Raw genomic sequence first — 21,276 nt, 5'->3', positions numbered from 1 at the left:
AGTTCCTTAGCTGATTATTCGTCATCGTATTGTGGCCCCGCGTAGTTGTCGAAACGCGACCACTGGCCGTTAAAGGTAAGGCGCACGGTGCCGATCGGGCCGTTACGCTGCTTACCGATAATAATTTCCGCGATCCCTTTCAGATCGCTGTTCTCGTGATACACCTCATCACGATAGATGAACATAATCAGGTCGGCATCCTGCTCGATAGAGCCGGACTCACGCAGGTCGGAGTTGACCGGACGCTTATCGGCGCGCTGCTCCAGGCTTCGGTTCAGCTGCGACAGCGCCACTACCGGCACCTGCAGCTCCTTCGCCAGCGCCTTCAGAGAGCGCGAAATCTCGGCGATCTCCAGCGTACGGTTGTCGGACAGGGCCGGCACGCGCATCAGCTGCAGGTAGTCGATCATGATGAGGCTAAGCCCATCGTGCTCGCGGAAAATGCGCCGCGCGCGCGAGCGCACTTCGGTCGGCGTCAGGCCGGAGGAGTCGTCGATGTACATGTTGCGCTTCTCCAGCAGGATACCCATGGTGCTGGAAATGCGCGCCCAGTCCTCGTCGTCGAGCTGGCCGGTACGGATGCGCGTCTGATCCACGCGCGACAGCGACGCCAGCATACGCATCATGATCTGTTCGCCGGGCATCTCCAGGCTGAAGATCAGCACCGGTTTTTCCTGGGTCATCGCGGCGTTTTCGCACAGGTTCATGGCGAAGGTGGTTTTCCCCATCGATGGACGGGCGGCGACGATGATCAGATCGGACTTTTGCATGCCCGCAGTTTTCTTGTTGAGGTCCTGATAGCCGGTATCGACCCCGGTCACGCCGTCGTGCGGCTGCTGATACAGCTGCTCGATACGCGATACGGTGTCTTCCAGGATGCGCTCGATGCCCTTCGGGCCTTCGTCTTTGCTGGCGCGGTTCTCGGCGATTTGGAATACGCGAGATTCCGCCAGATCGAGCAGGTCTTCGCTGCTGCGCCCCTGCGGATCGTAGCCGGCGTCGGCGATCTCGTTAGCCACCGAGATCATCTCGCGCACCACCGCGCGCTCGCGCACGATGTCGGCGTAGGCGCCGATGTTGGCGGCGCTCGGGGTGTTTTTCGACAGCTCGGCCAGGTAGGCGAAGCCGCCGACCGAGTCCAGCTCGCCTTTCTGCTCGAGCGATTCGGACAGGGTGATGAGGTCGATAGGCTTGCTCATCTCCAGCAGACGCTGCATCTCGGTAAAGATCAGGCGATGCGGGCGGCTGAAGAAGTCGTTGGCGACCACGCGCTCCGCCACGTTGTCCCAGCGCTCGTTATCCAGCATCAAACCGCCCAACACCGACTGCTCGGCCTCCAGCGAGTGCGGCGGCATCTTCAGCCCTTCCATCTGACGATCTCTGGAACGCTCTCTGGTTTCGTCCGCGTTTGTTTTGTTGGTTGGTTTTTTTCCTGCCATGAAACGTAGTCTTTATCCGGTTGCGAATGAAGGATCTTGACGCGAGAGTATACGTGATTTTTGCGTCATAACCGATGCAAAAAAGGTATTGAATCCCGCACGGGTGAACTGGATCTCCGATACTAAAAAGAATAGGGTGAAATCAGACACTCAAACGAGGTAACGATATGGCCAAGCGCATTCAGTTTTCCGCCACCGGCGGGCCGGAAGTCTTGCAATACGTTGATTTTACACCGCTCGATCCCGCCGCCGGCGAAGTGCAGATCGAGAACAAGGCGATCGGCATCAACTACATCGACACCTATGTGCGCAGCGGGCTGTACGCCCCGGCGAGCCTGCCGAGCGGCCTCGGCACCGAGGCGGCCGGCGTGGTGGTCAAGGTTGGCGCCGGCGTCAGCGCGATCAAACCGGGCGACCGGGTGGTGTATGCGCAGTCGTCGCTCGGCGCCTACAGCGAAGTCCACAACGTGCCGGAAGAAAAAGTGGCGCTGCTGCCGCACAACCTCAGCTTTGAGCAGGGCGCCGCTTCTTTCCTCAAAGGGCTGACGGTGCACTACCTGCTGCGCCAGACCCACGACGTACAGCCGGGTGAAGTGTTCCTGTTCCATGCCGCCGCCGGCGGAGTTGGGCTGATCGCCTGCCAATGGGCCAAAGCGCTGGGCGCGCGCCTGATCGGCAGCGTCGGCTCCGACGAAAAGGCCGCGCTGGCGAAACAGGCCGGCGCCTGGGCCACCATCAACTACCACAAAGAGGATATCGCCCAGCGGGTGGCCGAGCTGACGCACGGCGAGAAGGTCGGCGTGGTGTACGATTCGGTAGGGCAAAGCACCTGGCAAGCCTCGCTCAATAGCCTGAAACGGCGCGGCCTGATGGTCAGCTTCGGCAACGCCTCCGGCCCGGTGACCGGCGTCGATCTGGCGCTGCTCAATCAGAAGGGCTCACTGTACGTCACCCGCCCTTCCCTTAACGGCTACATCACCAACCGCGCCGAGCTGCAGTACGCCAGCAACGAGCTGTTCTCGCTGATCGGCAGCGGCGCCATTCGGGTGGAGGTGAGAGACGAGCAGAAATTTGCGCTGGCCGACGCCCAGCGGGCGCACCAGGTGCTGGAAAGCCGCAGCACCAGCGGCTCCAGCCTGCTGATTCCCTGATAGCGGCAAAAGAAAAGGGCTCCTTGCGGAGCCCTTTCTGTTACTGCGTTTTGTAGGGGTAGAGCAGAGTCCGCCAGAGACAGGGGGTTGCTTCAGCAACACGAATTTTGGTTGTCTCTCACGGTGATGAAATCGGTCGCATCACTGCATCGACAAACATCCTAACAGCCCCGTCCGGCAAAAAACACGCTTTATGTGCCACATCGCGCGGCAAAACTGCCAAGCTGTGATCGCTGCCGCATTAGCGGGGCGGCAAGTTGTGCAAGTTTCATCGCGACTGACTGATTATTCAGCAAAAAATCAGTAACGCCTGGCCTGCGGTTTCTGCATCGAACGGTAAATCCATACCCCGACGACCGCCAAAATCAACCACGGCAGCAGCTTGATGACCACCGCGAACAACCCGCCCAACAGCATGAACGCCGCCGCCACCAACAGCGCAGCGAAGATCCCCAGCAGCGAGATGCCGGTCACCATCAGCATCACCACAAAGCCAATGAGAAAGAAGATTTCCAACATGATTGCTCCTTTGCAATACAACGTATCTGCTGAGGGAATTACAAGAAGCGTGCCAGAATGGCGGAAGGGCTAACCTATTGAAAAGATGGGGTAGGCATCCGGCAACGCGCCGAATGCCTGGCGAAAAAGACTAACTGTTAGTCAAAATTTTTGTGGGTTACGCCATTTCCACACGCGGCTGACGCACCAGCGCCAGCGCCTGCTCCACCACCCGCGCATCGGCGCCCGGCTTGTGGGCGTTCTCGCTCAGGTGGCGACGCCACTGGCGCGCGCCCGGCACGCCCTGGAACAAACCGAGGATGTGGCGGGTGATGTGGCCGAGATAGGTGCCGTTGGACAGCTCGCGCTCGATGTACGGATACAGCGCTTCGACGATCGCCACGCTGTCCGGCACTGCGGTCTGCGCGCCGAACAGTTCGCTGTCGACCCGCGCCAGGATGCCCGGATTCTGGTACGCCTCGCGCCCCATCATCACGCCGTCCAGATGCTGCAGATGCTGCTGCGCCTCTTCCAGCGTTTTCACTCCGCCGTTAATGGCGATGGTCAGCGCCGGGAAATCCCGCTTCAGCTGATAAACGCGCGGGTAGTCCAGCGGCGGCACTTCGCGGTTCTCTTTCGGGCTGAGGCCGGAGAGCCAGGCCTTGCGCGCGTGGATGGTGAACATGTCGCACTCGCCGCGCCCGGCGACGGTTTGGATAAAGTCGCACAGGAAGGCGTAGCTGTCCTGATCGTCGATGCCGATGCGGGTCTTCACCGTCACCGGGATCGACACCACGTCGCGCATCGCCTTGATGCAGTCGGCGACCAGCGTCGCCTGCCCCATCAAACAGGCGCCGAACATGCCGTTTTGCACGCGATCGGACGGGCAGCCGACGTTGAGGTTAATCTCGTCGTAACCGCGCTGCTCTGCCAGTTTGGCGCAGTGCGCCAGCGCGGCCGGATCGCTGCCGCCCAGCTGCAGCGCCACCGGATGCTCTTCTTCGCTGTAGGCCAGGTAGTCGCCCTTGCCGTGAATGATCGCGCCGGTGGTCACCATTTCGGTGTACAGCAGCGTTTCCTTGGTCAGCAGGCGGTGGAAGTAACGGCAATGACGATCGGTCCAGTCGAGCATCGGCGCGATGGAGAAGCGATTGGCGGCGTAAGTTGGGGCGTGGTTGTCTTTCGTCATGCTGAGTTACTGGCTACCTGAGTCTGTCTGGGTTTAACGAACGGCGCGCGGCCGCAAACGGCTATTATAACGACAATCGGCGCCGTTGGGAAAACCGCCTTCGCTTCCCCCCTATTCCAACGTGCGGATAACCCGGCACGGCTGCCCCAGCGCAAGCACGTTGGCCGGGATGTCGCCGGTCACGATGCTGCCCGCGCCGATAGTCGTGCCGTCGCCGATGGTCACGCCCGGCAAGATCACCACGTTACCGCCGATCCACACGTTGCTGCCGATGGACACCGGCTGCGCCGAGGTGCGGAAAGGAAAGACCGGGTCGCCGGTAAAGCGTTCGCCGGCCTTCAACGGGTGGCTCGGCGTGTAGATTTGCACATTGGGGCCGATCAGCGTGTTGTCGCCGATGGTGATGGTATTGCAGTCGAGAAACACTGCATTGACGTTGATAAAACAGTTTTCACCGATGCGGACATGCTGCCCGTAATCGCACCAGAACGGCGTTTCGATCCAGCTCGCCTCGCCCCAGGCACCGAACAGTTCGCCGAGCAGGCGGTTTTTCTCGTCCACCTGATGCGAATCCAGCGCCCCCAGGCTTTTGGTCAACGCCCTGGCCCGATGGTACATCGCAATCAATTCTTCATCGCGGCTGTTGTACTCCAGGCCGCTTAACAGCTTCTCTCTTTCCGTCATCACACAAGGCTCCTGTTCGTCACGCGGGTGAAGCGCGTTATACCGCTCTCGCCCGCCGCTCTCCAGCGCAAAAATCGGCAACGTTGATTTGCCGCCCGGCGGAGGGGAAAAGTTGTGATGCATCTCTCTTTTAGCGCACTCAGCGTGCCTTTCCCTGCGCAATCCTCAGGGGAAAAGGGGGCAACTCTCGGCGATTCGCCGTAATCATGGTAAAATCGGCTTTTTTACGTACCGGGATATTTGCGATGAACTCAACCACCCAGGAAAAGCTGCTGGCGCAGGCGGAACGCCTCTGCCAACAACGCAATGTGCGATTGACGCCGCAACGGCTGGAAGTGCTGCGTCTGATGACTCAGCAACCCGGTGCAATCAGCGCTTATGACCTGCTCGATCTGCTGCGCGTCGCCGAACCGCAGGCCAAGCCGCCGACTGTCTATCGCGCGCTGGATTTTCTGCTGGAGCAAGGGTTTATCCATAGAGTGGAATCCGCCAACAGCTACGTGCTGTGCCACCACTTCGAACAGCCGATGCACACGTCCGCACTGTTTATCTGCGACCGCTGCGGCCAGGTGACCGAACGCACTACCGAAGGCGTAGAGGAAACGCTGCAGAAGCTGGCGCAGGAAGCCGGATTTGCGTTGCGGCACAGCGTGGTGGAAGCGCACGGCCTGTGCGCCGGCTGCGTGGAGGTTGAGGCATGCGACAGCAAGCATGACTGCGCCGAACACGATCACAGTATCGCCATCAAGAAGAAGTAAGACGAAGTCAGGTACCTCCCTGTACCTGCGGCCGGGGCGCCAGAGGATGAGAGCGACGCCGGCCTGCGCTGGGCAAGCCGCCTTCAATGGCGGCCCTGCAGATTACCAGCGGTGTTTGGTGTGATCTTCCCAGGCTTTCACCTCTTTCTCGGCCGCCTCTTTCTGGTAACCGTAGCGCTCCTGGATTTTGCCGACCAGCTGTTCGCGTTTCCCTTCGATGACCGTCAGATCGTCATCGGTCAGCTTGCCCCATTTTTCCTTCACTTTGCCTTTAAGCTGCTTCCAGTTACCGTCGGCTTGATCTTTATTCATAGTCTCTCCGTTAACCTGTGGTGAATCAGTGATCCCTGTCGCCGGCCGGGGTTAACCAGAAATCTTTCTGACCGATATACCCTTCACCTTAAGGAATACCGCTCCCCTTCATTCGCCAGCCACATGACTCATTCTAGTTAAACATGGAAATAAAAAAGCCAAATACCAGAATAAAAAACCATTAAGTAATAAAATAAACATAAAAAACGCCAACAAACAACGAACTAAGCCGGGCAAAGCCTAGCTGAAAACATGTAAGCAAACATGAATAAAAACATAAAACAAATTAATTATTAACCCAACAAAGCGCCCGGTTTAGCGTGCGGCAAACCAGCTGCCGCGCACCTGATGGCGGTGCCAAATCCAGCCCAGCGCCAGACCGCGCAGCGCCAGAAACACCGCCAGCGCCAGCCAGAGCCCGTGGTTGCCAAGCAGCGGCACGCTGAACAGCACCAGACCGTATCCCGCCGCAGCCACCGCCATGCTGTTACGCATCTCGGCACCGCGCGTGGCGCCGATAAACATGCCATCCAGCAAATAGCACCACACCCCGACCAGCGGCAAAATGACCTGCCACGGCAAATAGTGGGCGGCTAATGCACGCAGCTCCGGCAAGGAGGTCAACGCTGCCACGATCTGCTGGCCGGTAACGGCATAGGCCAGGCCGAAGGCCAGCGCGACCAACCCTGCCTGCCTGCAGGCCGCGTGCCACACCTTACGCAGCTGGCTGTCGTCCCGGGCACCGTAGGCGTGGCCCGAATGGGCCTCCACCGCATAAGCGAAGCCGTCGAGCGCATAGGCGGTGAACGTCAGCAGATTCATCAATACCGCGTTGACCGCCACCACCTCGCTCCCCAGGCGAGCGCCGAAGATGGTCAGCGATGCAAAGCACAGCTGCAGCAGCAATGAACGCAACATGATGTCGCGGTTAAGCGCCAGCAGCCGGCGCAGATCGCCACGCCAGGCCTGGCGCAGCATCGACAGGGTAATACCGCGCAGGCGCATCACCCGCCATGCCAGCCACAGGCCGAGCAGCAGCGTGGCGTATTCAGCGATGGCGGTTGCCGCCGCCGCCCCTCGCACGTTCCAGCCCAGGCCCATCACCAACCAGATATCCAGCACGATGTTCAGCAGGTTGCCGACGATCAGCAGGATCACCGGCGCCCGCACATACTGCACGCCGAGCAGCCAACCCAACAGCACCAGATTGGCCAGCGCCGCCGGGGCACTCAGCCAGCGGATTTCAAGAAAACGCCGCGCCTGTTCCAGCACCTCGCCATCGCCACCGACGATCCGCAGCGCCAGTTCGATCAGCGGATAGCGCAGCAGGACGATCGCCCCCCCGGCGAGCAGCGCCAGCACCAGCGGTTGCATAAAGGCGCGCGCCAGCGCCTGCGGGTTCTGTGCCCCCAGCGCCTGCGCCGCCAGGCCGGTGGTGCTCATGCGCAGGAACAACAGCAGCATGAACAGGAAGCTGGTCGCCACCGCGCCGATCGCGACGCCCCCCAGGTAGATCGGGCTGTCGAGGTGGCCGATCACCGCGGTGTCCACCAACCCGAGCAGCGGTACGGTGATATTGGAGAAAATCATCGGCAGAGCCAGGCGCCACAGGGCTTTATCGGTGTCGCTGGTGAAGGCGGAAATCAAGCGCATGATGAGACGTTCCCGTAGCAGTGGCGAAGGGCAAAATCAGAAACAAAAACGCCCCAGAACAGGGGCGATTGATACAAGAGGCGGCACTGAGGGGGCGGCGATTAAATCCAGTCGCCGTTGCGGATCACGCCGACCGCCAGCCCTTCGATAGTGAAATTCTGCTGACGCAGATCGACCACGATCGGTTGGAATTCGTTGTTCTCCGGCAGTAGCTCGACCACGTTGCCGTGTTTTTTCAGGCGCTTGACCGTCACTTCGTCTTCGATGCGCGCCACCACGACCTGGCCGTTGCGCACGTCTTGCGTTTTGTGCACCGCCAGCAGATCGCCGTCCAGAATGCCGATGTCGCGCATCGACATGCCGTTCACCCGCAGCAGGAAATCGGCACTCGGTTTAAACAGGGAAGGATCCACCTGGTAGTGCCCTTCGATGTGCTGCTGCGCCAACAACGGCTCGCCGGCGGCGACGCGGCCGATCAGCGGCAGCCCTTCTTCTTCTTCCATCAACAGACGGATACCGCGCGAGGCACCGGAGACGATTTCGATCACGCCTTTGCGTGCCAGCGCCTTCAGGTGTTCTTCGGCGGCGTTAGGCGAGCGGAACCCCAGACGCATCGCGATCTCGGCACGCGTTGGCGGCATGCCCGTTTGCGAAATATGATCGCGAATCAGATCGTAGACCTCTTGCTGTCTGGTAGTTAGTGCTTTCATTCCGCCCCCTGTTTGTTTATACAGTCTTGCTGTGAGTATATACAGGTAAGCGCGGATTGGGAACCGAAGAATAAATAAAAATCAGTCAGTAGGCGCCTTTCGTCAGCCAAAATGCTGCCATAAGACCGTGCCCCAAACGAACAGCGCCAGCACGATCGCCAGCGACACCGCCGCCGATCCCATGTCCTTGGCCCGGCCGGACAGTTCGTGATGTTCGCTGCCGATGCGATCCACCACCGCCTCGATCGCGCTGTTCAGGATCTCGACGATCATCACCAGCGCTACCGATCCGATCAATAAAATGCGCGCTATCGCACCCACATCCAGCCAGACAGCCAGTATGATAGCCAGCAGGGTGACCACCAGTTCCTGGCGGAAAGCCGCTTCGTGCTGCCAGGCGGCGGAAAGCCCTTTATAGGAATAGCCGGCGGCCTTGATGATGCGGGTCAGTCCGGTTGCTTGGTTTGCCATGTTTTCGTGCCTTTCTCAGAGGTCGGTCATAATAAAAAGAGTCTAGAACAGTCCGCGCTGACGGCTCTCGGTTTTCGAACACCACAGATCTGCTACCCGGTTTCTGGTATGCTTGCGGCGCATTGCTAACAAGAGGCTTCACGTTGTTTATGTCAGGTTGGCGTAAAATTTATTATAAAATATTGAATTTACCACTTAAATTGTTGGTAAGAAGTAAGGTCATCCCTTCAGATCCGGTTACCGAGCTAGGGTTGGATCCCTCACGGCCGATTTTGTATGTTTTACCTTACAATTCCAAGGCGGATTTGCTGACGCTGCGCACCCAGTGCCTGGCGCAGGATCTGCCCGATCCGCTCAACTCGCTGGAGATCGACGGCACCGTGCTGCCGAGCTACGTGTTCATTCACGACGGCCCGCGCGTGTTCCGCTACTACACCCCGAAAGAAGAGTCGGTAAAGCTGTTTCACGACTATCTCGATCTGCACCGCAGCAACCCGGATCTCGACATTCAGATGCTGCCGGTTTCGGTGATGTTCGGCCGCTCGCCGGGCCGCGAAGGCCACGGCACGCCGCACCTGCGTCTGTTGAACGGCGTGCAGAAATTCTTCGCCGTACTGTGGCTCGGCCGCGACAGCTTCGTGCGTTTCTCCAACACCGTTTCGCTGCGCCGCATGGCCACCGAGCACGGCACGGATAAAACCATCGCGCAGAAACTGGCGCGCGTGGCGCGCATGCACTTCTCGCGTCAGCGCCTGGCCGCGGTAGGCCCGAGCCTGCCGGCCCGCCAGGATCTGTTCAACAAGCTGTTGGCGTCCAAAGCGATCGAAAAAGCGGTCGAGGACGAAGCGCGCAGCAAGAAGATCTCGCACGAGAAAGCCCAGCAGAACGCCATCGCGCTGATGGAAGAGATCGCCGCCGATTTCTCCTACGAAACCGTGCGCCTGTCCGACCGCGTGCTGAGCTGGACCTGGAACCGGCTGTATCAGGGCATCAACGTCACCAACGCCGAGCGCGTGCGCCAGCTGGCGCAGGACGGCCACGAGATCGTCTACGTGCCCTGCCACCGCAGCCACATGGACTACCTGCTGTTGTCCTACGTGCTGTATCACCAGGGCCTGGTGCCGCCGCACATCGCCGCCGGCATCAACCTCAACTTCTGGCCGGCCGGCCCGATCTTCCGCCGCCTGGGCGCGTTCTTTATCCGCCGCACCTTCAAGGGCAACAAGCTGTACTCGACGGTGTTCCGCGAATACCTCGGCGAGCTGTTCACCCGCGGCTACTCGGTAGAATACTTTGTGGAAGGCGGCCGTTCCCGCACCGGGCGTCTGCTGGAGCCGAAGACCGGCACCCTGTCGATGACCATCCAGGCGATGCTGCGCGGCGGCACCCGTCCGATCACGCTGGTGCCGATTTACATCGGTTACGAGCACGTGATGGAAGTGGGCACCTACGCCAAAGAGCTGCGCGGCGCCACCAAGGAAAAAGAGAGCCTGCCGCAGATGCTGCGCGGCCTGCGCAAGCTGCGCAATCTGGGCCAGGGTTATGTCAACTTCGGCGAGCCGCTGCCGTTGACCGCTTACCTCAACCAGCACGTGCCGCAGTGGCGCGAGTCTATCGATCCGATCGAAGCCCAGCGCCCAAGCTGGCTGACGCCGACGGTCAACGATCTGGCCGGCCAGATCATGGTGCGCATCAACAACGCCGCCGCGGCCAACGCCATGAACCTGTGTTCCACCGCGCTGCTGGCTTCGCGCCAGCGTTCGCTAACCCGCGAACAGCTGGTCGAACAGCTCGAGTGCTACCTGCAGCTGATGCGCAACGCGCCTTACGCGCATGACGTCACCGTGCCGACGCAAACGCCGGACGAGCTGCTGGATCACGCGCTGAACATGAACAAGTTCGAGGTGGAGAAGGACAACATCGGCGACATCATCATCCTGCCGCGCGAGCAGGCGGTGCTGATGACCTATTACCGCAACAACATCCACCACCTGCTGGTGTTGCCGTCGCTGATCGCCAGCATCGTGATGCATCATCGCCGGGTGTCGCGCACCGAGCTGCTGCGTCAAATCGGCATGATCTACCCGATGCTGAAAGCCGAACTGTTCCTGCATAACGACAAGGAACAGCTGCCGGAGGTGCTGCAGCCAGTGATCGACGAGCTGATCCGCCAACAGCTAATCTGCGACAAAGGCGACGAGCTGGTGCTGAACCCGGCGCGCATTCGCCCGCTGCAGCTGCTGGCCGCCGGGGTGCGCGAAACCCTGCAGCGCTACGCCATCACCATGTCGATCCTCAGCGCCAACCCGAGCATCAACCGCGGCGCGCTGGAGAAAGAGAGCCGCATCATGGCGCAGCGTCTGTCGGTACTGCACGGCATCAACGCGCCGGAGTTCTTCGACAAGGCGGTGTTCTCCACCCTGGTGGCGACGCTGCGCGAAGAAGGCTATATCAACGACAGCGGCGATGCGATCCGCGAGCACACCCTCGAGGTGTACAACATGCTGAGCGATCTGATCACGCCGGAAATCAAGCTGACCATCGAAAGCGTCAACATGCCGGAAGAGACCAACGCCCTGCCGCAAGCCGACACGGAAGAAGAGCAGGACGAGTGATTTCGTCCGGCACAGAAACACAAAAGGCACCCCCTGGGGTGCCTTTTTTCTTGCTCTGGAGAACCGTTACGCCGGCAGATAGCTCAGCGCGATGCCGATAAATACCACCAACCCGACATAGTTGTTCTGCAGGAAGGCCTTGAAGCAGGCTTCGCGCTCGCGGCCGGCGATCTGTTTCTGCTGGTGAATGAACAGCGCGCCCGCCAGCAGCAGCGACCAGTAAAACGCCCCGCCGAGCTGCGCCAGATAACCGACCCACACCAGCAGCAGCAGCGTCGCGAACTGCAGCAGCCCGACGATCAGCTTGTCATAACGGCCGAACAGGATAGCGGTGGATTTGATGCCGATCTTCAAGTCATCGTCGCGATCGACCATCGCATACAGCGTGTCGTAGGCCACCGTCCAGCAGATGTTGGCCAGCAGCAGCAGCCAGCAGCTGAGCGGCAGCGATTCGCTGACCGCCGCATACCCCATCGGAATGCCCCAGCCGAACGCGGCGCCCAGCACGAACTGCGGCAGGTTGGTCACCCGCTTCATGAACGGATACACCCAGGCCAGCGTCAGCGCCGCCAGCGACAGCCAGATGGTCATCGCATTGAGCGTCAACACCAGGCAGAACGAGATCAGCACCAGCACCGCAAACAGCACCTTGGCCTCTTTCGCGCTCACCCGACCGCTCGGCATCGGCCGCCCGGCGGTGCGTTTCACGTAGCCGTCCACCGCGCGATCGGCGTAGTCATTCACCACGCAGCCGGCAGCGCGCATCAGGAACACGCCGAGCACGAACACCAGCAAAATCGACAGCGGCGGCACGCCTTTCCCGGCCAGCCACAGCGCCCACAGCGTCGGCCACAGCAGCAACAGCGTGCCGATCGGTTTATCAATGCGCATCAAATGGCTGTAAGCCCGCCATTTACTTTGAGTCACGCTTCCCTCCAAGGTCTTGCTCTCCTCTCTTATGCAGGAACCGCTGAATACAGCGGCGAAGCCGGTAAAAACAATTCGGTCAGCAACAGCGGTTTGCCCGCCAGCCGCAGCCGTGAACGGCGCGCCCACAGCGCATCCTGTCGGCCGATATGAATATAGTCGCGGGTCAGATCGCCGCTGCTGAACAGGTAGCGCCCCAGCGGCAGCGTGCCCAGATCCACCAGCGCCTGGTCGGGGCCGGTCAGCGTATTTTCCGGGATCACCGTGCGCCCCAGCAGCCAGGGCTGGTCGTCGCCCAGCAGCACCACTTCGCGCAGCCAGTAGCGCGGGCTGTCGGGCAGGTGGTTCGCCTCGTCGCCCAGCGCCTCGCGCGTGACGAAGCATTCGCGCTGCGGTTCGACGCGCACCTGGGCGCAATGGCGTTCAAATCGGCGGGTCATGGAGCCTAACTCCATCAGCCAGTCGCTGACGGCGGCGGGCGCCGGAGGATCCTGTTCGGACAACCACTCCAGCGGCGGCAGGATGGAATCCCTGATGCCAGACATTGCTTTACTCCTCGCCTGAACCGCGGCCGGTACGGCGCGCCAGACGATACAAACTGTTAACAGGCCCCCATTGTAGCGCAGAAATACGAAAGCGGCAGGCTGATTCGTGGCGAAAACGGCGGTGGCTTCCGCCGGAAAAACCGGGTTCCTGTCATCTTTTTGCCATCCGCGTTCTCTATCTTCGTTCCCCGGCACGATGACGATTCTGTGATCGCCTGCAAAGTTTCATCTTTGTCGCGTTGTTTTATCTACGCGCGTAGATACTCTGACACCGCAGCGTTGAATCGCCATGCGTCCGACATCATTGGTCGGCACACCTTTGTTGCCGGCACCAGGGAAACCATCTTTAACCGCGCCCCTCCAGGTGCAGAACAAAAGAGGATAGCACTGCCATGAGCGAAACAACGCTTGCCCCTTCACAGACCGCCGACGCCGCGCTGGCGGCCGATGAACGCCTGGCGACCAAAGAGGGGCGCAGCCAATTTTGGCGCGCCACCTTCTCCTGCTGGCTCGGCACCGCCATGGAATACGTCGATTTCGCGCTGTACGGCCTGGCGGCCGGCATGGTGTTCGGCGACGTGTTCTTCCCCGAGGCCACGCCGCTGGTCGCCCTGCTGGCCAGCTTCGCCACCTACTCCGTCGGCTTCGTCGCACGGCCGATCGGTGCGCTGGTGTTCGGCTGGATCGGTGACCGCAAAGGCCGCCGCGTGGTGCTGATCACCACCGTGGCGCTGATGGGCCTCTCCACCACGCTGATCGGCCTGATCCCGTCCTATGCGCAAATCGGCGTTTGGGCGCCCACCTGCCTGGTGATCCTGCGCTTCGCGCAGGGGTTCGGCGGCGGCGCGGTGATGCTGGCGGAATACGCGCCGGCCAAGCGGCGCGGGCTGGTGGCGTCGATCATCGCCATCGGCTCCAACAGCGGCACTCTGCTGGCGTCGCTGGTGTGGCTGCTGGTGTTGCAGCTCGACAAGGAAGACCTGATGAGCTGGGGCTGGCGCATTCCGTTCCTCGCCAGCATTCTGATCGCCGGCGTGGCGCTGTACCTGCGCCGCCACGTGCGGGAAACGCCGGTCTTCGAGCGCGAGCTGCAGCAAAACCACCAGCGCATGCTGGACGCCGCCCAGGCCGCACCGGATACGCGCAGCTACCTGCAGCGCACCAAGGCGTTCTGGGTGATGCTCGGCCTACGCATCGGCGAGAACGGCCCCTCCTACCTGTGCCAGGGCTTTATCGTCGGCTACGTCGCCAAGGTGCTGATGGTCGATAAATCGGTGCCGGCGCTGGCGGTGCTGATCGCCTCGCTGTGCGGTTTTCTGGTGATCCCGTTGGCCGGCTGGCTGTCCGATCGCTTCGGCCGCCGCGTCACCTACCGGTGGTTCTGCCTGCTGCTGGTGCTGTACGCCTTCCCGGCGTTCTGGCTGCTCGACAGCCGTGAACCGGCGATCGTCATCTCGGTGATCGTGGTCGGCATGTGCATCGCGTCGCTGGGGATTTTCGGCGTACAGGCGGCCTACGGCGTCGAACTGTTCGGCGTGAAGAACCGCTACTCCAAAATGGCGTTCGCCAAGGAGCTCGGTTCAATCCTCTCCGGCGGTACTGCGCCGCTGATCGCCACCGCACTGCTGTCCGGTTTCGGTCACTGGTGGCCTGTCGCCGCCTATTTTGTTGTAATGGCGGGCATCGGCTTAATCACCACCTTCTTTGCTCCCGAAACCCGCGGCCGCGATCTCAACCTGCCGCAGGATGCCGCGTAGCGAGAAGGCGAACAGGATCCCAATTTGGATAATCACTCCGCGCGACGCGTTACCCGCGCCGACGTGGCCCGCGTAGCGGGCACCTCCGTCGCCGTGGTCAGCTATGTGATCAACAACGGCCCGCGCCCGGTGGCGGAAGCCACCCGGCTGCGCGTGCTGGCGGCGATCGAGCAGACCGGCTACCGGCCGAATGACATCGCGCGGGCGCTGGCCTCCGGCAGCACGCAAACCTACGGGCTGGTGGTGCCGGATATTTCCAACCCGTTCTTCGCCACCCTGGCGCGAGCGCTGCAGCAGGAAGCCTTCAGCCGCGGCCGTGTGCTGCTGCTGGGCGACGCCGGCGACGATCGTCAGCGCGAGTATGAGCTTATCAACAACCTGCTGCGCCGCCAGGTCGACGGCCTGCTGTACACCAGCGTCGATCGCCACCCGTGGTTTGATCTGATCCGCGCCTCCGGCACGCCCTGCGTAATGATAGACACCATCGACAGCCAGGCCGGCGTCTGCGCCATTCGCGTCGACGAGCGCGACGCCGCCTGCCAGGCAACCCGCCATCTGCTGCAACACGGCTACCGCGACATCGGCATTTTTATCGGCCCGCTGACCATGCTCAACGCGCAGGATCGCCTGAACGGCTGGCGCGATGCGCTGCTGGAGGCGGGTATCGCGCCGCGCGACGAGTGGATTTTCGAGGTGCCCTACACCCGCCAGGGCGGTTACCAGGCCACCCAGCGTCTGGTGCAGGGCCCGCGCCCGCGCGCCGTTTTCACCTCTAACGAGCAGCAGGCGCTCGGCTGCCTGTCGGCGTTGGCGGAGCATGGGCTGCGCGCGCCGGACGATCTGGCGCTGATCTGTTTTAACGGCACGCAGCAATCCGAATTCAGCGTGCCGCCGCTCAGCGCGGTCGAGCAGCCGATCGACGCCATGGCCAAGCGGGCCATCGCCATGCTGGCCACCGGTGCCGCGCCCGCCGAGCTGCATGAATTCGCTTTTCAACTGCGCATCCGCCGTTCGTGCGGCTGTTAGCGGTTTTTCAGGACACCTTAATATATGCGTTTAATCATTGATTGCGATCCCGGCAACGGCGTTCCCGGCGCCAACGTCGACGACGGCCTGGCGCTGGCCCTGGCGCTGGCGGCCAAACCGCAGCTGCAGCTGGAGCTGATCAGCATCGTGGCCGGCAACACCCCGCGAGAAGTGGGCTTCGCCGTCGCCACCGATCTGCTGGCGCAGAGCGGCTATCAGGTTCCTGTCGCCCTTGGCGCGGCGCGCGCCCTGAGCGAGCCGCCGGAGCCGTGGCGCGCACATCTGGACCGCCCGATCGCCGATCCGAAGCTGGCGGCGCTGTGGCGTGACCTGCCCGCGCCCTCGCTGGCCAACGCGCCCGCACCGGACGCCGCCATCGCCATCGGCGAACTGATCTGCCGACATCCCGGCGAGATCACGCTGGCGGCGATCGGCCCGCTGACCAACGTTGCGCACGCCATGCAGCTTTACCCGCAGATGGCGCAGGCGGTGAAAGAGATTGTGATCATGGGCGGCGTGTTCAACGTCGACGGGTACATCAAGGACACCAATTTCGGTTTGGATCCGGAAGCGGCGCGGCTGGTGTTGAACAGCGGCGCCGCCATCACGCTGGCGCCGCTGGATGTCACCACTCAGACCATGCTGACCCAGGCGGATCTGGCCGCATTGACCCAGCCGGATACCCCGCTGTGCCGCTATTTACGCGCCACGACGCGGCCGTGGATCGACTATTCACGCCATACGCGGCACCTGCCGGGCTGCTGGATCCATGATGCGTTAGTGATCGCCTGGCTGCTGGCGCCGCAGCTGGTCACCACCGAGATGTTCCATGTGGATGTGGCGCTGGAAGGGGCGTTGACGCGCGGCAGCTCACGCCGCTGGCGGCCGGACAGCCTGCGCCTGACGGTCGGCATGCCGCCGCCGCAGGGCAGGCCGGTGCGTGTCATGCAGCAGGTAGACAACGCCCGTCTGTTGGCGTTGATCGGCGCAACGCTGGCCCGCGGATGAAAAAAGGTGCGCCAAAGCGCACCAATCATCGAGCCAGCATCGGCAGCGCCGGGTGTTACCCCTTGCCTTTAACGCTGCTGATAAACGTTTTACGCGCGGTGGTCGAGCCCAGTTTCTCGGCCTCATTCATCAGTTTCAGCGCCTTATCGATATCGCCCGCCTTCACCGCCTGTTTGATGCCGTTATTAAAGTAGCTTTCGGTATCGTTGAGCATCGGCTCCGCCGGTTTCTCCGACGCCGGTGCCGGTGCAGCCACGGCGGCAGGGGCGGTCGAGCCCACCACCACCGGCGCCACGGTCGGCGCAGGCTGCAGCATGCCGATCATCACGTTGCCGGTGCCCTGTTCTGCGGTGACCTTAAGCTTCAGCGTGCCGGTCGTCGCGTGGCCGGCGATCGGATCCGGGATATCCGGCACCGCGTTGCCCACGCCCTGCGCATAGGCCTTGGCCGGGTTAGTCAGCTGCGTGGTTTTCGCCAAGTCCTGACGAGTGGTGTACACCAACAGGTAAATCTGTTTTTGACCGAGCGCCGGCGTCAGCTTCAGCGTGCCTTCGAGGCGATCGGAGGACATCGCCCCCGGCGGCTGGTAAGGGAAGTAGCTGCTCGGGTAATACGCCGCCGGGCGCAGATGCTCGTCCAGCACCAGCACGCTCGGCGCATAAAGCGAATTATTTTTCGCAAGGCTGCTCAGCGTCACTTCCAGCGAACCGCGATCGGCCGGCAGCGTATAGGCGGCGATCGCCCCCTGAATCTCGCCCTGATTGAGCTGCGGGCTGACGGCGTCGAGCTTCACCTCTTGCGACACCGGTGGCTGCAGCGGCTGCCACGGCAGGCTTTGCAGCGTGGCGGCGCTGATGGCCGGCGCGACGGAAACGTTGGCCGGCGTCTCGGCGTTGGCCGCCAAAGGCGCGCCGACGGTCAGCGCCAGCGACAGGCAGAGTGACAGCAGATTCTTTTTCATCGTTATATCCTCTTTCAGCGCTGCGGCGGATCAGGCAAGAGATCCGGCCGCGGCGAATGCGGTTGGGGGAGAGCCGCTGGCCCTCCCCGCCCTGTCGTCGTTACCACCAAATTTCCATCTGGGCGCCGAAGGTGACTTCGTCATCCTTGCCGCGGCTGAAGGTATGCATGCTGGTGTCGTTGTAAGCGGTGCCGGCGTTATACCCGGTGTCGTCACCGGTGGCGTAGCCCCATTTCTCATCCCACTTGGCGTAGGTGGCGAACAGGCGGATGGCCGGGCGCGACCAGATGCTGTTGCCCGCCTGCCACTGCTGCGCCAGGGTCACTTTATACTGGCCGTTGCGATCGCCGGTGCGCTGGGATTTGACGTTGTCATAGCCGGCTTCCAGCAGAGTGCTCATGATCGGCGTCCACTTGTACATCGGGCGCACACCCACGGTGTACCAGGTGGTGCCGTTGTTGTTGTCGCGGTCGATGTCCTGGAACATGGCGACATACATCAGCGCCCATTGATCGTTGAAGTCGATGGCGCCGTGATCCAGCACGCGGATCATCTTGCCGTTGTTATCGATGGTGGCGCCTTCGTTGCGGCCGTTGTTCTGCGAGGTCATCGAGTCGGTGGCGTACTGCAGCACGAACTTGTTGTAACCGTTCAGGATGCTCTGCGTGTGTTCCGCGGTGAACATCCAGCCGTCTTTGCTGGCGCCGTCGGCCAGGCGATAGTTATCCTGCGCATTGGCGCGGCCGTAGTCCACGCCCAGCTCCAGGGTGCCGCCCGGGTTCAGCTCCAGGCCGGCCAGACGCAGGTCGAAAGTGTCGTTGACGGTCGGACGCTGTTTCCATTCGTTATCCAGGTAGCCGTAAGAACCACCGGATTCGGAGTTGCGGGTCACGGCGGCGGACAGCTTGCCGAAGCCCAGATCGATGTTTTCCAGACCGGCGCCCGGGCCGGAGATATCCCAGTAGTAGAAGTCGATCATGTGAACGTCATGACGCTGATAGAAGCGCTTACCGGCCCACAGCGTGGAGCCCGGCAGCCAGTCGATCAGGTTTTTACCCTGCACGTTGACTTCGCGGAAGCCCGGGGTCACATCTTCCCAGTCGGAACGTTGCGAGACCGAATAGGCCAGGTTGGTGTCGAAATAGAAGCTCTTGTCGCCTTCTTTCCACACTTCCTGCCCCAGCTTCAGCTCGGCATAGGTTTCGCATTCGTTGCCGAGACGGTATTTGCTCGCGGCGCCGGTGGCCTTGAAGCACTGTTGCTCACCGCCGCTACCGGTCCAGCCGATGCCGGAACGGGCATAACCGTGAAAATCCACGGCCAGCGCCTGAGTAGAGAGAACACCGGCGGCGACAGCCAGTGCCAGAGGAAGTTTGCGCAGAGTAGTCATCATTATTCTCCTGTTATACCGACTTTGATGCTTTAAACGCCCGGCTCCTGGTGCAGCCGTTTACATGCCGTACCGTCTTCACGGAACAGGTGGCAGCGGTGAGGCGGCAGGCCGATGGCGAATGTGGCACCTTCTTCTACCAGCACCACGTCATTCTGGCGGTACACCAGGTTTTGACGGATGGCCGGGATTTGGATGTGGATTTGCGTCTCGTTACCGAGCTGCTCCACCACCTGTACGTCGCCGGTAAGCCGCACTTCTGAGGCTTCGCCGGGCAGCAGATGTTCAGGGCGAATGCCCAGGGACAGATTGGCGCCGGGTTGAACGCCCGCGCCTTCCACCGGCAGCCAGACCAGCTGGCGGTTGGGCAGTTCGACCTGCACCTGTTGCGGCTGCGCTGCGGTCACCTTGACCGGCAGGAAATTCATCTTCGGCGAGCCGATAAACCCGGCGACGAAGCGGTTGGCCGGGTAGTGGTATAATTCCAGCGGCTTGCCGACCTGCGCCACGCGACCGGCGTCGAGCACCACGATCTTGTCGGCCAGCGTCATCGCTTCGACCTGATCGTGGGTGACGTAAATCATGGTGCGCTGCAGGCGCTTGTGCAGACGGGAGATCTCGATGCGCATCTGCACCCGCAGCGCGGCGTCGAGGTTGGACAGCGGTTCGTCGAGCAGGAACACGTCCGGCTCAGCCACCAGCGTGCGGCCGATCGCAACGCGCTGACGCTGCCCGCCGGACAGCGCCTTCGGCCGCCGATCGAGCAGGTGTGCCAGCTGCAGCACCTCGGAGACCTGGTTCACCCGTTGATTGATCTCTGCTTTCCTGGCGCCGGCCAGCTTCAGGCCGAACGACATGTTGTCCGCCACCGACAGGTGCGGATACAGCGCATAGGATTGGAACACCATGCCGATGCCGCGCTCGGAAGGCGGCACCTCATTCATACGTTTCTCGCCGATCAGCAGCTCGCCGGAGGTGATGTCCTCCAGCCCGGCGATCATGCGCAGCAGCGTCGATTTACCGCAGCCCGACGGCCCGACAAACACCACAAATTCGCCGTCTTCGATGGTCAGATTGACGTCTTTGGAAATCACGGCCTCACCGAAGGCCTTATAAACGCTGCGCAGTGTGACGCTAGCCATGCGTTACTCCCCTGCTTTCGCAGTTAACATGTCGTGTGAAAATGGCGGAGGCAAAGCCCGCCAAAACCCATTGATGACCCTCTTGCTGCGCGCCGTGCTGCCATGCCAACGGCAAGGTCGCCTCAGACGGCGCGGCCGCCTGAGTATAAGGCTGCAGGTTTATCAGCGCTTCAAGGCATTGATCCTGATGGGTAATAAGTAAACGCACCACGCCGTCTCGCTGGCTGACCGCGCTCAGCTCGCCGCATTGGATGAGCGGCGAACGGCGCAGGGTCAACAGCGCCTGGCAGTAACGTAAGGTGGAGTGGCTGTCGTGCTGTTGGCGGCTGATGGCCAACGCGCGGTGTTCGATCGCCACCTGCTGATACCAGCTGATTTCGCCGGCGGTGACCTGTTCGGGAGCCTCATGCCACGGCATCGGCGTTTGCGCGCCGCGCGGATCCTGCAGGCCGGCGGCATGCGGCAGCCCCAGCTCTTCGCCCTGATACAGGCAGATCGGCGCCGGCAATATCGCCAGTAGCGTCAGAAAGGCGGCGGCGGAGCGCAAATCGCCCTGCCCCCAGCGGCTGACCACTCGGGGCTGATCCGCGTCGCCGGTGCTCCACAGGCTGTCCGCCAACGAGGCGCGGCGGGCATGCAGCACCGCCACCAGCTTCTCTGCGCTAAACGGCATCACGTCCAGCGCCAATGCGCCGTGGGCGAACCGCTGCGGCGCGGCCGCATTGCGAACGCGGTTGGCTTCATCGGCGTACCACAGCGTCAGCCCTTCGCCCGTCACCGTCGCCTCGGTCTCCGGCGCCAGCGTCTGCGGCAGCAACAGGCCGTCGATCGACAGCGCTTTCAGGTACGGCAGCGCCGCCAGCATGCCGTGCGCGTCGCCCACGCCGTCCCCGTTTCCGTCACGGAAACTGGCCGGATGGATCCGGTACAGGGTGGGCTGAGTGGCGATAGGCATTGACGACATAAATCCGGTATCCCTGCTGCGCGTGGCGTTGAAAATCAATGGGCCGATAGTGCGGGAGTCGCCGGAAAGGGTAATC

20 protein-coding genes are annotated in these 21,276 nt (G+C 61.9%); 6 read left to right on the top strand and 14 right to left on the bottom strand.

All coding sequences use genetic code 11. From position 1 onward, the window contains the following. Positions 1-14: 14 nt before the first annotated feature. The gene (gene dnaB / locus ACJ8HT_RS14475) at positions 15-1,439 is read right to left on the bottom strand and encodes a replicative DNA helicase (RefSeq protein ID WP_025160134.1); all 1,425 of its coding nucleotides are present in this window, start codon (positions 1,437-1,439) and stop codon (positions 15-17) included. Positions 1,440-1,606: 167 nt separating this feature from the next. On the opposite strand from dnaB, the gene ACJ8HT_RS14470 reads away from it, so the two are divergent. Continuing rightward, on the top strand, positions 1,607-2,590 hold the full coding sequence (locus tag ACJ8HT_RS14470) for a quinone oxidoreductase (protein ID WP_015379219.1): 984 nt from the start codon (positions 1,607-1,609) through the stop codon (positions 2,588-2,590). Positions 2,591-2,890: 300 nt separating this feature from the next. Here ACJ8HT_RS14470 and pspG read toward each other — a convergent pair whose 3' ends face one another. The 3 genes from pspG to ACJ8HT_RS14455 all read right to left on the bottom strand — a co-directional run bounded on the left by pspG (position 2,891) and on the right by ACJ8HT_RS14455 (position 4,961). Continuing rightward, positions 2,891-3,109: an envelope stress response protein PspG gene (gene pspG, locus ACJ8HT_RS14465; protein ID WP_025304448.1), complete on the bottom strand. Its 219-nt coding sequence runs from the start codon at positions 3,107-3,109 to the stop codon at positions 2,891-2,893. 157 nt (positions 3,110-3,266) lie between these two features. After that, positions 3,267-4,277, bottom strand: a complete 1,011-nt coding sequence (dusA, locus tag ACJ8HT_RS14460) for a tRNA dihydrouridine(20/20a) synthase DusA (protein WP_019453217.1) — start codon at positions 4,275-4,277, stop codon at positions 3,267-3,269. A gap of 111 nt (positions 4,278-4,388) precedes the next feature. Next, on the bottom strand, positions 4,389-4,961 hold the full coding sequence (locus ACJ8HT_RS14455; RefSeq protein WP_194572966.1) for a sugar O-acetyltransferase: 573 nt from the start codon (positions 4,959-4,961) through the stop codon (positions 4,389-4,391). A gap of 245 nt (positions 4,962-5,206) precedes the next feature. Here ACJ8HT_RS14455 and zur point away from each other — a divergent pair, with 245 nt between their 5' ends. Further along, entirely contained in the window at positions 5,207-5,719 is a 513-nt protein-coding gene (gene zur, locus ACJ8HT_RS14450) for a zinc uptake transcriptional repressor Zur (protein ID WP_015379223.1), read from the top strand. 102 nt (positions 5,720-5,821) lie between these two features. Here zur and ACJ8HT_RS14445 read toward each other — a convergent pair whose 3' ends face one another. The 4 genes from ACJ8HT_RS14445 to ACJ8HT_RS14430 all read right to left on the bottom strand — a co-directional run bounded on the left by ACJ8HT_RS14445 (position 5,822) and on the right by ACJ8HT_RS14430 (position 8,865). Then, the gene (locus ACJ8HT_RS14445; protein ID WP_004936743.1) at positions 5,822-6,031 is read right to left on the bottom strand and encodes a CsbD family protein; all 210 of its coding nucleotides are present in this window, start codon (positions 6,029-6,031) and stop codon (positions 5,822-5,824) included. Between the two features lie 315 nt (positions 6,032-6,346). Beyond that, positions 6,347-7,684, bottom strand: coding sequence for an MATE family efflux transporter DinF (gene dinF, locus ACJ8HT_RS14440; RefSeq protein ID WP_194572949.1), 1,338 nt, complete (start codon positions 7,682-7,684; stop codon positions 6,347-6,349). A 101-nt stretch (positions 7,685-7,785) separates the two neighbouring features. After that, positions 7,786-8,394, bottom strand: a complete 609-nt coding sequence (lexA, locus tag ACJ8HT_RS14435; protein ID WP_025160136.1) for a transcriptional repressor LexA — start codon at positions 8,392-8,394, stop codon at positions 7,786-7,788. A 102-nt stretch (positions 8,395-8,496) separates the two neighbouring features. After that, the gene (locus ACJ8HT_RS14430) at positions 8,497-8,865 is read right to left on the bottom strand and encodes a diacylglycerol kinase (protein WP_015379225.1); all 369 of its coding nucleotides are present in this window, start codon (positions 8,863-8,865) and stop codon (positions 8,497-8,499) included. 149 nt (positions 8,866-9,014) lie between these two features. Here ACJ8HT_RS14430 and plsB point away from each other — a divergent pair, with 149 nt between their 5' ends. Then, positions 9,015-11,480 (top strand): glycerol-3-phosphate 1-O-acyltransferase PlsB, encoded by a 2,466-nt coding sequence (gene plsB / locus ACJ8HT_RS14425; protein ID WP_194572948.1) that lies wholly within the window; start codon positions 9,015-9,017, stop codon positions 11,478-11,480. 66 nt (positions 11,481-11,546) lie between these two features. On the opposite strand, the gene ubiA is transcribed toward plsB, so the two are convergent. Together ubiA and ubiC are read right to left on the bottom strand one after the other, a co-directional pair. Then, the gene (gene ubiA, locus ACJ8HT_RS14420; RefSeq protein ID WP_197653073.1) at positions 11,547-12,419 is read right to left on the bottom strand and encodes a 4-hydroxybenzoate octaprenyltransferase; all 873 of its coding nucleotides are present in this window, start codon (positions 12,417-12,419) and stop codon (positions 11,547-11,549) included. Positions 12,420-12,436: 17 nt separating this feature from the next. Further along, positions 12,437-12,952, bottom strand: coding sequence for a chorismate lyase (ubiC, locus tag ACJ8HT_RS14415; RefSeq protein ID WP_038874327.1), 516 nt, complete (start codon positions 12,950-12,952; stop codon positions 12,437-12,439). Positions 12,953-13,344: 392 nt separating this feature from the next. On the opposite strand from ubiC, the gene ACJ8HT_RS14410 reads away from it, so the two are divergent. From ACJ8HT_RS14410 to ACJ8HT_RS14400, 3 genes are read left to right on the top strand one after another with little or no spacing between them, the layout of a single operon-like run. After that, a complete protein-coding gene (locus ACJ8HT_RS14410; protein ID WP_197653074.1) occupies positions 13,345-14,709 on the top strand; it encodes an MFS transporter in 1,365 nt (454 codons plus the stop codon). A 24-nt stretch (positions 14,710-14,733) separates the two neighbouring features. Next, the gene (locus ACJ8HT_RS14405) at positions 14,734-15,735 is read left to right on the top strand and encodes a LacI family DNA-binding transcriptional regulator (protein ID WP_197653075.1); all 1,002 of its coding nucleotides are present in this window, start codon (positions 14,734-14,736) and stop codon (positions 15,733-15,735) included. 24 nt (positions 15,736-15,759) lie between these two features. Then, positions 15,760-16,743: a nucleoside hydrolase gene (locus ACJ8HT_RS14400; protein WP_197653076.1), complete on the top strand. Its 984-nt coding sequence runs from the start codon at positions 15,760-15,762 to the stop codon at positions 16,741-16,743. Positions 16,744-16,798: 55 nt separating this feature from the next. Here the strand turns inward: ACJ8HT_RS14400 and malM are convergent, their stop codons facing one another. The 4 genes from malM to ACJ8HT_RS14380 form a co-directional block, all read right to left on the bottom strand. Beyond that, on the bottom strand, positions 16,799-17,704 hold the full coding sequence (malM, locus tag ACJ8HT_RS14395; protein WP_197653077.1) for a maltose operon protein MalM: 906 nt from the start codon (positions 17,702-17,704) through the stop codon (positions 16,799-16,801). A gap of 100 nt (positions 17,705-17,804) precedes the next feature. Beyond that, positions 17,805-19,094, bottom strand: coding sequence for a maltoporin (locus ACJ8HT_RS14390; protein ID WP_015379233.1), 1,290 nt, complete (start codon positions 19,092-19,094; stop codon positions 17,805-17,807). Positions 19,095-19,126: 32 nt separating this feature from the next. Then, complete coding sequence (gene malK / locus ACJ8HT_RS14385; RefSeq protein ID WP_038874339.1) at positions 19,127-20,236, bottom strand: maltose/maltodextrin ABC transporter ATP-binding protein MalK; 1,110 nt, start codon at positions 20,234-20,236, stop codon at positions 19,127-19,129. Then, the gene (locus tag ACJ8HT_RS14380) at positions 20,229-21,200 is read right to left on the bottom strand and encodes an alpha-amylase family glycosyl hydrolase (RefSeq protein ID WP_197653078.1); all 972 of its coding nucleotides are present in this window, start codon (positions 21,198-21,200) and stop codon (positions 20,229-20,231) included. The genes malK and ACJ8HT_RS14380 overlap by 8 nt, the downstream gene beginning before the upstream one ends. Between the last annotated feature and the right edge of the window lie 76 nt (positions 21,201-21,276).

The sequence above is a fragment of the Serratia sp. CY44782 genome (assembly GCF_052168715.1).
Classification (GTDB): domain Bacteria; phylum Pseudomonadota; class Gammaproteobacteria; order Enterobacterales; family Enterobacteriaceae; genus Serratia; species Serratia nevei.
This window is presented reverse-complemented; position numbering and strand designations above follow the sequence as displayed.